Source organism: Planobispora rosea, assembly GCF_014648175.1.
GTDB lineage: Bacteria > Actinomycetota > Actinomycetes > Streptosporangiales > Streptosporangiaceae > Planobispora > Planobispora rosea.
On the sequence record NZ_BMQP01000081.1, the window covers coordinates 1 to 12,533 of the forward strand.

Here is a 12,533-nt window from a genome sequence, read left to right on the forward strand (position 1 = left end):
TCTCCGAGGTCATGATCGAAGTCTGCCACCCCGCCGGCGGTGACGGCGCCCTGGTGATCCGCCTCGTGACCGGTGGGACAGGACGGCCGCCCTGCGAACGACCGCGTGGTGGCTGGGCGGCACCGACGGTGCTCCATCATCATTTACCACCACTTAACGAGACAGGACGTACCCTCGCGGTTTGTTGCTTCCTTGCTGACCGTGAAACGTTCCAAGCAGGGCAGACGGAACCAATTGGGTGGAGGGCCAGGGTGTCATCAGGCAGCGGGGGATCAGCACGGCGGCGCCCCGGCCGGGCGGTCGCCCTGGCGGCGAGCGTCGCGGCGGCACTGACCCTGGCCAGTTGCTCCTCCGGTGACGGAACGGACCGGGCGGCCTCCACGGGGCAGCAGTCCGCCGCCCCGTCGTCGGCGGCCGCCCCGATCGCGAAGCCGCCGTCGGTGGACCCCGCCTGGCCGCGCTGGGGGTTCACCCACACCGGGGTCAGCGCCAACAACGTCACCCCGCAGTTCGAGCGGAACGTGGCCGGTGCGCTCGCCAAGACCCCGATGCTGCAGAACCAGCACATCATGGGCTTCGGGGCGCTCAACCCGGAGCCGTACCCCGGGCAGTACTACTGGGAGGACCTCGACAGCCGGACGAACCTCATGAAGCGGTCCGACGGCACGCAGGTCATCACCCTGTGCTGCGCCCCCGACTGGATGAAGGGCGGCCCCGAGGGCCCGACCGCGGACTCGGCCTGGGCCGAGCACCTGGAGGACGCTCCGTACCCCGAGCACTTCGACGACTTCGCCGAGCTGTCGGCGGCCGTCGCCGAGAAGTACCGCGACGTCGAGTACTTCATGGTCTGGAACGAGTTCAAGGGCTTCTGGAAGGACCACTCCAAGCCCGCGGACTACAAGGGCTACACCGAGCTCTACAACAAGGTCTACGACGCGGTGAAGGCGGTCCGGCCGGACGCCAAGATCGGCGGCCCCTACCTCGGCTTCGACAGCAACAGGACCGGGAACACCGAGCTGCGGGGCCCGTGGGGAGTCGTCAACCAGAACGTCCTGGACGCGTTCGACTACTGGTTCGAGAACAAGAGGGGCGCCGACTTCATCGTGGTCGACGGCGCCTCGCTGACCGACGCCCACGAGATGCTGCCCGACGCCTTCGGCGCGCTGAGCAAGTTCAGTGCGGTCACCGCCTGGCTGCGCGACAAGACCGGTGACATGCCGATCTGGTGGTCGGAGTGGTACTTCGTCCCCGAGGACGGCACCACCTGGCCCGAGCCCAAGCGGCTCGCCGTCCAGGCCGCCTCGATGATCGAGTTCGCCAGGAGCGGCGCCGCCACCGCGCTGTACTGGAACCCGCAGGCCAAACAGGGTGCCTGCCAGGGCTGCATGTGGCACCCGGAGACCGGCGAGATGCTCCCGACCGGGCAGCTGGTGGGCGACTTCGCCACGTGGTTCCCGGCCGGGGCGGAGCTGGAGGACGTCACCTCGTCCGATCCCGGCATCCGGGTGCTGGCCCAGCGGGAGAAGCTGGTGATGGTCAACACCACCGACGGCGAGATCACCGCGACCGTGGACGGCAAGGAGACCACGCTCCGGCCGTACGAGATCAGGTGGAGCGACCGCTGACCGTCCCGGCCTCCCGCCCCGGCCCGGCCGGGGCGGCTCGCACTCGGCCCGGACGGGTCAGGACTGGGCCGAGTCCCGGGTGGTGCCGGTGGAGTCGTCGGTGTCGGTGTCCTTGCCGCCCCGGGGGCCGTCCTGGAGCAGCCCCGCCTTGTGGGCCTTGAGGACGGCGTCGGCCTCGGCCTGCGTGATGGTGCCGGCGGTGACGGCCGCGCTGAGCCGCTCGCTCAGCGCCGCCTCGGCCTCGGCGGCGCGCTGCAGGCGTAGCGTGTCCATCGCAGCGGTGATCTTGTCGGCGGTGACGCCCAGCTTGTCCGCCAGGGACTCGATCATCTTCGTACGGGCGGCCTCGCGCTCCTCCGCCGTGGCGTCCTCGGCGGGCCTGCCGGTGCCGTCCGCGCGGAGCTCCTCCAGGGCCGCGGTGACCTCGGCCTCCTCGACGCCGAGGGCCTCGGCGAGGCCGGCGGCGTCCAGACCGTGCAGGCCGCGCATGCCGTGGCCGCCGCGCGGGCCGCGCTCACCGGTCGCCGACGAGGTGCCGTTCGCGCTGCCGGAGCTCGTCGAGGACGAGGCGGAGGGGGTCGGCTCGGCGGCCCAGGCCGCGACGGGGAAGGCCAGTCCGCCGGCGACGGCGGTGCTGATGGCGGCGACGGCGGCCAGACGCTTGGTACGGTTCACAGCGTTCCTCATTTCGGTCCGAACTGCTTACTGCATTGATGTTCGACGGACCGGATGAGTTCCCGATGGCGGCCGCATGATAATTCGATGAGGAATCCCCCGTGACGGCGCAGCCGGCAGGACGGGGTGCCGGATCGGCGGGCCGGAGGGTCGCCACCAGCCTCCCTGAACTGGGATGACTTCAACCAGGTGGGCAGGTCGCCGCTCTGCTCGCACCACCGGACCGGCTTTAATCGGATTCTCATGCTCCTCACATGAAGCATGAGGAATGACGGTTGAAATGCCGTTCGGGGCGTGGGTGGCATCCATTTCCCCCGTATGTTCCGGAGCACCCGCCCGATCGGTTCTCGCGCAGGCCCGTTCGTATTCCCGCCGCCGAGGGGACGCCGAGCCCGAGACCTGTCAGCGCTCGACGGCGGCGCGGAACGCGGGCAGGGCCTCCTCGAGCTCGATGGCGGTGATGTTCGCGCCGATCACCACGCCGACCGTGCCGCCGTCCGCCCAGGCGCACATGCCCGTCTCGGAACCCAGTTCCACCAGCCCGACACAGCGGACGTGTCCGCCCAGCGGCCCGGCCGGGACCTCGGCGTCGTGAGCGGGGGTGTCACCCTTCAGGAAGCCGTCGACCACGCTGTCCACGACCGGCCGGTGCCGGTCCGCGCCGAGCGCGGCGTCATAGCCGGTGAAGATCAGGTTCCTGGTCCACTTCCGGCCCTCGGCCTGCTCGGTCTCCTCGTAGCGCGCCTGCACCGCGTCGCGGACGGCGACGTCTCCGGCGTCACCGATGTAGGGCCGCTTGTCCAGCAGTTCCTCGCGGGTGAAGAACGGCCACATGCCGTCGAGGCGGAAACCCTCCGCCTGCGGGGGCGGCGGGAGCACGAGGCGGTGGGTTCCGGCGGAGGGCGACGCCGGGGACCGACCGGAGGCGGCCGGTTCCGCCGCCGAGCACGCCGTCAGCGCTCCCAGGACGAGCGTCGTCATCGCCGCGGCGGCCGTACGGCGCAGGCGGGATCGGCGGGCGGCGGGGAGGATGAGCATGGATCGTCCTTCGTTCCCGCCTCCCTTCCGGGCGCGGGTACGGAAGGTTAACCCGCTGCGGGACCGCTCCGTGCGCGCGTCAATCCGGATCGGCGATCCCGATCACGTGCAGCGGTCTGTCCAGGGATCGGGAGGGGCGCTGCCACTTGGCGACGTCGAGGGTGAGGATCGGGCAGACCGCCACATCGGCGATGGCCGCGGCATGTGCATCCCACGGGTCGAGCCCCGTGACCGCCATGACGTCGGTGAGCTTGGCGGCCTGGTGACTCCTCCGCTCCCTAAAGGGAGCGGCTTCTCGCTAGGCCGCTTCCGCAGCGTCGCGAAGGGCAAGCCCTGCCCTCAAGCTGTTGACCGCCGCCGTTCACGTCGGCGTGCGCGGCATGCCCGCACGCCGTGCACCGGAACACGGCCTGGGTGAGGAGGTTCTCCTTCGCAACGTGCCCGCAGCGGGCGCACGGGCGGGAGGTATTGCGGGGCTCGACTGCGATCAGCTCTCGACCGGCGTTCTCAGCCTTGTGCGCGAGGATCGTCAGGAACATCCCCCAACCCGCATCCAGGATGCTTCGGTTGAGGCCGGACTTGGCGGCGACGTTCCGGCCGGGAGCGTCGACCGTGCCGGACGCCGAACGGGTCATGTTCGCGATTCGCAGGTCCTCGTGCACGATCACGTCGTAGGCGGCCACCAGCGCGTTCACGGTCTTGTGCGCGTGGTCGGCGCGCTGGCGGCGGGCCTTGGCGTGCAGCGCGGCGACGCGGGCGACCGCCTTACGCCGACGCGCCGAGCCGCGCTTTTTTGCGGGCCAGGTCGCGCTGCGCGCCCGCGAGACGATCAGCGGTCGCGGCGAGGTGACGCGGGTTCGCCACCTGGTCACCGTCGGAGGTGGTGACCAGGCAGGCCACGCCCATGTCGATACCGGCCACCGCGCCGGCGGCGGGCAGCGGCTCGGCGGGCACATCGTCGCACGACAGCACCACATACCAGCGGCGGCCCTCCCGCTTGACGCTGATCGTCTTGACCCGGCCCTTGACCGGCCGGTGCTGGTGCACCCGGACGTGCCCGATGCCCTGGAGCCGCACGAACGTCGCGGCAGGGTGCTCGGGCTGAGAGTCCCACCGGCAGCCGTCGCCGTCCTTGGGCCAGGTAACGGTGTCGAACCAGCCCCGGCCCTTGAAACGCGGGAAACCCGGCGTGCGACCCGCCTTCACGCGGGCGAAGAACGCGGCGAACGCCTTGTCCAGCCGTCGCAGGGTGGCCTGCTGGCAGGAGAACGACCACCGTCCCTGCCCGCCGGGGTCATCGCCCCGGATGTGTTTCAGCTCGGCCGACTGGTCGCCGTACCGGACGGTCACGTCCGCCTTGGCGTAGGCGGTGCGGCGGTGCGGCGGTTCTCCAGGGCGGCGTTGTAGAGCTGCGGCGGTCTTCCGGGCACGCCGCGAGCGCCGCCGCCTGCCGGGCGGTGAGGCGCAGCAGGAACTTGAACGACCTGCGCACACCCCGCCTCCGATCACGTCCGGTAATGACAACACCGCGATATCGGTTAGCGCCGACAAAACCAGGAAGGACATCTGTGATGCGCGGACCTGACAGGTCAGGGCACGCTCGGGCCTTGGCGGCCCTCCCGCTCCCGATTCACCCGTCGCCTGAAGGCGACGGTCCCCTCGGAGGCTTTGATGGGGTGCGGGAGCCGGGTCCTGCGAGGCGAGCGGTGAGGGAATGCTTCGCCGCCTTCCGCCCATGGCGTTTACGCCGTAAACACTTCCGGGGACACGATCCCGACCGCTCCCGGAGTGTTTACGGCGTAAACACTCCGGGAGCACAGCTCGGACGAGCGCCGAGTGTTTACGGCGTAAACGCCCGACGCGGCATGTCCGCCACCAGGGCGGTGAACGCGTCAGGGCTCGACGTCAGGGCTTGGTGGGCACGGTGACGGCGCCGCCGAGGATGCGCTGGCGGAGGGCCTCCACCTGCTTGCGCACCGGGGCCACCGCCTTGTCGTTGGACACCGAGTAGCCCACGCCGTCGGTCTTCAGGTCGAAACGCTTGACGCCGCCCGCCCGGTCGCCCTTGATGAACGCCTGGATCTCCTGGAAGACGGCGTTGTCCACCCGCTTGATCATGGAGCTCAGGATGACGTCGCGGACACCGGGGCCGGCGGTCTGGTACTGGTCGGAGTCCACTCCGACGGCCCAGACGCCCTCGCGGGCGGCGATCGCCTCCAGCGACCCGGACCCCGAGCCTCCGGCGGCGGTGTAGATGACGTCCACCCCGTCCGCCATCATCCTCTCGGCGATCTCCTTGGCCCGGTCGGGGGAGCCGAAGCCGCTGAAGTCCGGCGGCGTGGAGACGTAGTCCACGCTGACGTCCACCCCCGGCCTGGCCTTGGCGGCCCCGGCGGCGAACCCGGCCTCGAACTTCTGCAGCAGCGGCATGCGGACGCCGCCGATGAAACCCACCCGCCCGGAGCGGGACTTCAGCGCCGCGGCCGCCCCCACCAGGTAGGAACCCTGCTCCTCGGCGAAGACCAGGGAGACCACGTTCGGGGCGCTGAAGGAGTCGTCGTCGACGATGGCGAAGGTGGTGTCGGGGAACTCCGCCGCGACCGTCTGGACCGCCTTGGCGTACAGGAAACCGACCGCGATGACCGGGTTGCGGCCGGACTCGGCCAGCTCGCGGAGCTTGGTGGCCCGCTCGTCATCGGTCTCCTCCGAGAGCGTGACCTCGACGCCGTCGACCTCAAGCTCCTTCTTCGCCCGGTCCAGCCCCGCGGCCGCCGCGTCGTTGAAGCTCTTGTCTCCCCGGCCGCCCTGGTCGAAGGCGATCCCGACCCGGACCTGCTCCAGTCCCAGGCCGTCGCTGCCGACGGCGGCGAAGCGCACGACCGGCTCGGCCCCGCAACCGGCGAGGGTCGTCACGGCCGACACGGCCAGTACGGCCAGCGCGGTCTTGCTCCTTGTGCGCACTGTGGTCTTCCTTCTGCCTGGTGGAGGTGCCGGTGGTCTCGGCGACCTGCGCGGTCTTGTGAGAGGTCTGGACGGGCGGGACGGACCCGGGGTTGTTTACGGCGTAAACGCTTCTAGGAGTGCGGCCCGGGGTGCGCCGGCCGTTTACGCCGTAAACACCGGCCGGTGCGCCCCCGGGAACGGGAGGAGGGTGTTTACGGCGTGGACACCGCGGATGTTCGCGAGGAGGCGAGGCGGCCGTTTACGCCGTAAACACTCCCCGGGGCTCAGTAGGTGAACTGCGCGACCGCCTCCCGCAGCTGCCTGGACACGCCCGTGAGCTCTTCCACGGTCCGGCGCGAGCGGGTGATGTCGGTGTCGACCGCTGAGGCCGAGGCGGCCACGGCGGTGATTCCCTCCGCGATCCTGGAGGCCCCGTCGGCGGCGTCGGCGACGCTGCGGTTCATCTCGGCGGTGGTGGCGGTCTGCTCCTCCACCGCGCTGGCGATGGTCGTCTGGTAGTCGCTGATCCCCGCGATGACCTCGCCGATCCTGGCGATGGAGCCGACCGCGGCGGTGCTGTCGTCCTGGATGGCCAGGACGAGACGGCCGATCTCGTCGGTGGCCTTGGCAGTCTCCTGGGCCAGCTCCTTGACCTCCCCGGCCACGACCGCGAAGCCCTTGCCGGCCTCCCCGGCCCGCGCGGCCTCGATGGTGGCGTTGAGCGCCAGCAGGTTGGTCTGCTCGGCGATCGAGGTGATCAGCTTGACCACGTGCTCGATCTCGGACGAGGAGGTGGTCAGCTGCACCACGGTGGCGTTGGCCGACTCCGCGGCGGCCACGGCCTCGGTGGCGACCCGGGCCGCCGCCGCGGCGTTGCGGGAGATCTCCTCGATCGCGCCGCCCATCTCGCGTGAGCCGTCGGCGACGTTCCGCACGCTGTGGCTCACCTCCTGCGAGGTCTGCGCCACGGCCCCCGCCTGCTGGGAGGCCTGGGCCGCGCTGGCGGCGAAGGTGCCGGTGACGGAGTCCAGCTCGGACGACATGTCCGCGAGGGTTCCGGCGTGGACGGCCACGTCGGTGACGACCGAGCGGACCGCGGTGAGCGCCTCGTTGAGCGCGACGGCCATCTGCGCGGGCTCGTCGCTGCCCTCGGACGGCAGCTCCACGCCCAGGTGGCGGCGCGCCACCATGCGCAGGGCGTCCCGCGCCGCGGTGACCGGTGCGACGATGCTGCGGGTCACCAGGAAGGCGAGGAGGCAGCCGAGCAGGAGAGCCAGCGCTGTACCGATCGTGATGGCCTGCTGGGCGAAGGCGGCGGTCTCCGCGGACTCCTCCACCGCCTGCCGGCTGCGCTCGTCGACGGACTGGGCGAGCTGTTGCGCGGCGCGCAGGGTCCGGTAGTAGGTGTTCCAGCTGTCGTTGATGGCGAGCTGGTCGCCCTGCCACAACGCCTCGGACGTGCCCGGCCGGAACGTCTCGACGATCTTGTCGTTGATCGCGAAGTACGTCTCGGACTCGGCGGTGATCCGGTCGAACAGCTCCCGTTCGGCGGCGTTCATGGTGCCGGTGGCGACCCGGGAGAGGAAGCCCTCGAAGCGCTCACGCTCCTGCTCCCACGCCTTGTAGTTGACCGAGTCGCCGCCGAAGGCCCGTGCGGCGCCCAGGCGGTGGACGTCGGAGATGTAGGCGCTCTGCCAGCCGCTCATACTGGCCGCGTAGAACTTGATCTCCTTGGCCTGACTCGTGAGCACCTGCAGATCGCGTACTCGCGAGGCGGTCTGCCGCTGGTCCTGGATAGCCGAGAAGGCGATCACCGCGATCACCGCGAGCAGGGTCAGCAGGACGGTGAACGCCACCGCCAGCCGCGCCCCAATTCTGAGCCTGCGCACACCCATCCTCCGTGATCGGTCTTCAACCATCACCGATCGGCAGGCGGGGAGACGAGTTGAGAGTGAAGTCGCCCACATGGCTTCCACGCGAGGCCCGGACACGGCAGCGCCGGGTGTTTACGGCGTAAACGCTCCTCGGGTGTCCGGGACGGCGACGACGGAAGCACTGCGGGATCCGAGGGCCGTTTACGCCGTAAACACTCCGTCGGCGCCTCCCAGGAAGACAGTTCCGGCGGGCGAAGGCGGTTGCGTGTTTACGGCGTAAACGCCCGCCGTCCCGCCGGGGCGATGTCCGGGCAGGCGTTTACGCCGTAAACAGCCGGAGGTCGCCGTCGAACCCGGTGTTCCGCCGCTTCCCGGGACGCCGCGCCGGGGATGCCGATGTCGGTCCCGCCTGCCAGACTCGGGAGCGCGGAGATCACGGTGACGGGAGGGCGGGCGATGAGCGGCGGCGAGCGGACGGACACCCGGGTCCCTGCCGTTCCCGGGAAACGGCCCGGCCCGGTCGTGCGCGCGCCCGGCCAGGCCGTCGCGCCCGGCCACGCGATCGCCTCCGGGCGCGTGACCGGCCCCGGGCGCGTGATCGAAGGCGCCCTGGCCGGACCGCTCGACGGGGAGGTATCGGCCTCGACCGCGGCGCGCATCGCCGCCAGCGTCCCGGACGCCACCCGCCGCGCCTACGCGGGGGACTGGAACCGCTTCACCGCCTGGTGCTCCCGGACGGGCCGCACGGCGCTGCCCGCCTCCGCCGAGACCCTCGCCGAGTACGTCTCCGCCCTCGCCGACGAGGGCAAGGCCCCCGCCACCATCACCCGCGCCGTCGCCGGGATCCGCACCGCCCACCGCGTCAACGGCCTCACCCCGCCCGACACCACCGCCGCCCGCGCCGTCCGCAAGACCTACCGGGGTGAGCGGGCCGCCGCCGGGCTGCCCAACCAGCGCCAGGCAGCCGCGCTCGCCGTATCCCACCTGCGCAGGATCGCCGCCGCCCTCGACACCGGTACCGCGATCGACGTGCGCGACCGCCTGACCGTGGTCCTCGGCTGGGCCATGATGGCCCGCCGCAGCGAGCTCGCCGGTCTCGACCTGGGCGACGTCACCGAGGTCGAGCAGGGCCTCATCGTGACCGTCCGCCGGTCCAAGACCGACCAGGCCGCCACCGGCCGCCGGGTCGCCGTGCCGTACGGCTCCGACCCCCTCACCTGCCCGGTGCGCGCCCTGCGCGCCTGGCGGGCGCTGCTGACCGGGCACGGATCCACCTCCGGCCCGCTGCTGCGCCGCATCGACCGGCGCGGCGTCATCGCCGGCGTCCCCGGCGCGAAGCCCGCCGGCAGCGGCCCCGCCGACGGCCGCCTCAGCGGTCACTCCATCGGACAGATCCTCATCCGTGCCGCCCGCCGCGCCGGGCTCGCCGTCGACGACCTGAGCGCCCACAGCCTCCGCGCCGGCGGTGCGACCGGCGCCTACACCGCCGGAGCCGACCTCGTCTCCATCGGCCGCCACGGCGGCTGGCGCGACGGGTCGAGCGAGCTGCTGAAGTACATCCGCGACGTCGACCGCTGGAAGCACAACCCGATGCACGGCGCAGGTCTCTGAGCTCTCAGCACCTCATTGGTACCTACAGAAAAGCATCTCCGGAGTACCGACACAAATTCATACCCGTGGTAGTACCGCACGGGTATGCTCGCTCTATGGCGATAGCGAAGACGTCCGTCAGCCTCCCCGAGTGGGTGCTGACTCTGGCCCGCAAGCATGCGGAGACCAGCAACATAAGCCTGTCCGCCCTCGTCCAGCGGGGGATTCTGCGAGAGATCGCGGCGAGCCACAATCAGGAGGCTCGCGCCTCGGTGTACGGCACGGCCGCCGTCACCGGCCAGGAGAACGACGAGCGGGCCACCGGTGAGGACATCCGTCAGGCATCCCGGCGACATGATGAAGGTGGAGCCGCCGCGTGAGTCACCGTTTCGGCGAGTTGTGGAGTGTCCAGCTCGGCGACCGCGAGGAGACACGCCTGATCGTCAGCGGCGACTTCTACCACACCCTTTATGGCGACAATGTGCTCACGGCACATGTCGAAGCGGCTGACATGGGCACCACCCTGACGGCATTCGCCGTCGACGTCGGCGACGGCAAGGTCGCCATGATCGACCGGATCTCCAGTGTGTACACGGGCAGGATGAAAGGAAAGGTCGGCGATCTTCCTGATGCGCGGCTGGCCGATGTCCGCAGCATGCTCGTCACGATCTTCGGGATCGGATAGCCCGAGCACGGCCTGCCGTCTGAAGCGTAGGGCGATGCGGACACACTCCAGCGACCCCGTCCCGGCACCGGTGTTTACGCCGTAAACGCTGGAGGTCTCATGATCGTATGCCGTGTGGGTCTCAATGCCCCAGCCTCAGGGCATCCGGCCGTCCGCCGTACGGGCGCGCCCCGGGTGTTTACGGCGTAAACGCCATGCGCATCTGGGATAGTTGGCCTCCTGATCCGAAGTACCAACTCGGGAAGCACACGGAACAGGAGCCCCACGTGGCCAGAGTGCACGTTGTCCTCAACCAGAAGGGCGGCGTCGGCAAGTCGACGCTCGCCGTCAATCTCGCCGCCGTCACCGCCGACACCGTCGGGGGAGTGGCGGGGGAGAACCCCCCGGTCGTCACCGTCTCCATCGACCCGCAGGGCTCGGCCGTCTGGTGGTCGGAGCGGGTCGGCGAGGCGCTGCCCTTCGACTTCGTCCAGGCGCACGACGACGTCGCCGGACTGGCGAACCTCCGGCACATCCCGCACGTCACCGACGTGTGGGTGGACACCCCCGGCTGGCTGGACCTGTCGGACGGCGCGTCGAGCGACGACCCGCTGGGGGACGGCAAGGCCGCCGAGGCGCTGCGTGCCGTACTCGACAACGCCGACGACGTGATCGTTCCCATCGAGCCGGAGCCGCTGTCGTTCCAGCCGACGTTCAACACGATCGAGAAGGTCGTCAAGCCGCGCAAGCTTCCGTACCTCGTCGTGGCCAACAACTGGGACCCGCGCGACGGCCGCGCCGACCTGGACGACACCCTGCAGTTCGTCCGCAACCAGGGCTGGCCGCTGGCCAACACGGTGATCCGGCACTACAAGATCCACTCTCGGGCGTCGGCCGAGGGCATGGTCGTCACCCAGTACCCGAAGAACCGGGTCGCGATGGAGGCCCGCGAGGACTTCTACCGGCTCGCGCTGGAGCACGGGCAGCTGACGAACGGGCGGAGCTGATGGCCGGCAAGAGGACGAGTCTCGCGGCGCTGATGGTCGGCCAGCCGGCCGAGCAGGAGGCCCCGGCGCCCGCCCCCGCCCCGGCCGCGCCGAGGTGGCCGCAGACCGTACGGCTGGAGGACCTGGCCGACAACCCGGACAACCCCCGGGAGAGCCTGCGGGATCTGGAAGGGCTCGCCGACACCATCCGGGACGAGGGCGTCCTGCAGGATCTGGTCGTCGTCCCCCGGGACACCTGGCTGGCCGTCTACCCGCACCACGCGGAGAAGGTCGGCGACAGGCCGTACGTCATCCAGCACGGTCACCGGCGCCGCCACGCGGCGGCGCTGGCCGGGCTGAGCGAGGTGCCGGTCAAGGTACGGGAGTCGGCGGAGTCCGCCGAGGAGCGCACATTGATCGAGAACTTCCAGCGGGACGACCTGACGCCTCTGGAGGAGGCGCGGGCCCTGCAACGGCTGATGGAGCTGCGTGAGATCTCGCTGCGGGAGGCCTGCCGCAAGGTGGGCAAGTCGCCGGGCTGGGGCACGCAGCGGATGATCCTGCTGAAGCTCCGGCCGGAGCTTCAGCAGGCGTTGGTCGACGGCACGCTGAAACTGGAGGACGCCCGGGAGATCGGGAAGCTCCCTCCGGAGGAGCAGGCCATGCCGCTCGCCCCGCCGCCCGTGGCGGAGTCCGTACGGCGGGCCGGGAACGGCTTTCACGCCGACGAGAGTGTTTACGGCGTAAACGCCCGGCGGGAGGACCCAGCCTCCGGTGAGAAGGCTGGGGGCAGGAGGCGCGACCACGGCGTCATCCGGCTGGGCCCGCCCTCGGTGATAGCGGCGGAGCTGCGGGCGAAGCTGTCCCGGGAGGACCTGGAGACGCTGGTGGAACTGCTGTCGGCGTCGGTGGCCCGGTGAGTACGGCGTAGGCCGGGAGTCACCCGCCGGGGTTCGGCGGAGTGTTTACGGCGTAAACGAGGGCTGGGAGCCGAGGAGCTTCCGGCCCTCTCGCTTCGGCGGCCCAAGGAACCGGCCCGGGCAGGAGCGGCTCTCCCGCGCCTCGACGCTCCAAGCTCCGGCGGAGGTGTTTACGGCGTAAACGCTGCGGGGGCATGGCGGGAGGCGGGCGGGAGATG

At 70.8% G+C, this 12,533-nt stretch carries 13 protein-coding genes; 6 read left to right on the top strand and 7 right to left on the bottom strand.

Annotated elements, in window-relative coordinates; genetic code table 11:
* The first annotated feature begins 251 nt into the window (after positions 1–251).
* On the top strand, positions 252–1,625 hold the full coding sequence (locus IEZ08_RS37890; protein WP_189244113.1) for a xylan 1,4-beta-xylosidase: 1,374 nt from the start codon (positions 252–254) through the stop codon (positions 1,623–1,625).
* 57 nt (positions 1,626–1,682) lie between these two features.
* Here the strand turns inward: IEZ08_RS37890 and IEZ08_RS37895 are convergent, their stop codons facing one another.
* The 7 genes from IEZ08_RS37895 to IEZ08_RS37920 form a co-directional block, all read right to left on the bottom strand.
* On the bottom strand, positions 1,683–2,300 hold the full coding sequence (locus IEZ08_RS37895) for a hypothetical protein (protein WP_068922324.1): 618 nt from the start codon (positions 2,298–2,300) through the stop codon (positions 1,683–1,685).
* 402 nt (positions 2,301–2,702) lie between these two features.
* Positions 2,703–3,338 carry a hypothetical protein gene (locus IEZ08_RS37900; protein WP_068922325.1) on the bottom strand — a complete coding sequence of 212 codons (636 nt, stop codon included), beginning with the start codon at positions 3,336–3,338 and terminating at the stop codon, positions 2,703–2,705.
* A gap of 79 nt (positions 3,339–3,417) precedes the next feature.
* A complete protein-coding gene (locus tag IEZ08_RS37905) occupies positions 3,418–3,576 on the bottom strand; it encodes a hypothetical protein (RefSeq protein ID WP_176728430.1) in 159 nt (52 codons plus the stop codon).
* Positions 3,577–3,616: 40 nt separating this feature from the next.
* Complete coding sequence (locus IEZ08_RS40085; RefSeq protein WP_229803941.1) at positions 3,617–4,210, bottom strand: RNA-guided endonuclease InsQ/TnpB family protein; 594 nt, start codon at positions 4,208–4,210, stop codon at positions 3,617–3,619.
* Positions 4,104–4,688, bottom strand: a complete 585-nt coding sequence (locus IEZ08_RS40090; RefSeq protein WP_229803942.1) for an RNA-guided endonuclease InsQ/TnpB family protein — start codon at positions 4,686–4,688, stop codon at positions 4,104–4,106. Before IEZ08_RS40090 ends, IEZ08_RS40085 begins: the two co-directional genes overlap by 107 nt.
* 555 nt (positions 4,689–5,243) lie before the next feature.
* Complete coding sequence (locus tag IEZ08_RS37915; protein ID WP_068922326.1) at positions 5,244–6,299, bottom strand: BMP family lipoprotein; 1,056 nt, start codon at positions 6,297–6,299, stop codon at positions 5,244–5,246.
* Positions 6,300–6,565: 266 nt separating this feature from the next.
* The gene (locus tag IEZ08_RS37920) at positions 6,566–8,170 is read right to left on the bottom strand and encodes a methyl-accepting chemotaxis protein (protein ID WP_189244114.1); all 1,605 of its coding nucleotides are present in this window, start codon (positions 8,168–8,170) and stop codon (positions 6,566–6,568) included.
* A gap of 381 nt (positions 8,171–8,551) precedes the next feature.
* Between IEZ08_RS37920 and IEZ08_RS40455 the strand changes: the two genes are divergently transcribed.
* The 5 genes from IEZ08_RS40455 to IEZ08_RS37945 all read left to right on the top strand — a co-directional run bounded on the left by IEZ08_RS40455 (position 8,552) and on the right by IEZ08_RS37945 (position 12,315).
* Complete coding sequence (locus IEZ08_RS40455) at positions 8,552–9,766, top strand: tyrosine-type recombinase/integrase (RefSeq protein ID WP_268249400.1); 1,215 nt, start codon at positions 8,552–8,554, stop codon at positions 9,764–9,766.
* A gap of 95 nt (positions 9,767–9,861) precedes the next feature.
* Positions 9,862–10,125 carry a hypothetical protein gene (locus IEZ08_RS37930; protein ID WP_068922328.1) on the top strand — a complete coding sequence of 88 codons (264 nt, stop codon included), beginning with the start codon at positions 9,862–9,864 and terminating at the stop codon, positions 10,123–10,125.
* Positions 10,122–10,430, top strand: coding sequence for a putative type II toxin-antitoxin system PemK/MazF family toxin (locus IEZ08_RS37935; protein WP_068922329.1), 309 nt, complete (start codon positions 10,122–10,124; stop codon positions 10,428–10,430). The genes IEZ08_RS37930 and IEZ08_RS37935 overlap by 4 nt, the downstream gene beginning before the upstream one ends.
* A gap of 266 nt (positions 10,431–10,696) precedes the next feature.
* Complete coding sequence (locus tag IEZ08_RS37940; protein WP_068922330.1) at positions 10,697–11,416, top strand: nucleotide-binding protein; 720 nt, start codon at positions 10,697–10,699, stop codon at positions 11,414–11,416.
* Entirely contained in the window at positions 11,416–12,315 is a 900-nt protein-coding gene (locus IEZ08_RS37945; RefSeq protein ID WP_189244115.1) for a ParB/RepB/Spo0J family partition protein, read from the top strand. Before IEZ08_RS37940 ends, IEZ08_RS37945 begins: the two co-directional genes overlap by 1 nt.
* Positions 12,316–12,533 lie beyond the last annotated feature (218 nt).

Excerpts from the sequence above, each read along its gene's own strand:
- IEZ08_RS37900 (WP_068922325.1), bottom strand. The coding sequence starts at position 3,338 with ATGCTCATCCTCCCCGCCGCCCGCCGATCCCGCCTGCGCCGTACGGCC.
- IEZ08_RS37905 (WP_176728430.1), bottom strand. The coding sequence starts at position 3,576 with ATGGCGGTCACGGGGCTCGACCCGTGGGATGCACATGCCGCGGCCATC.
- IEZ08_RS40455 (WP_268249400.1), top strand. The coding sequence starts at position 8,552 with ATGTCGGTCCCGCCTGCCAGACTCGGGAGCGCGGAGATCACGGTGACG.
- IEZ08_RS37930 (WP_068922328.1), top strand. The coding sequence starts at position 9,862 with ATGGCGATAGCGAAGACGTCCGTCAGCCTCCCCGAGTGGGTGCTGACT.
- IEZ08_RS37945 (WP_189244115.1), top strand. The coding sequence starts at position 11,416 with ATGGCCGGCAAGAGGACGAGTCTCGCGGCGCTGATGGTCGGCCAGCCG.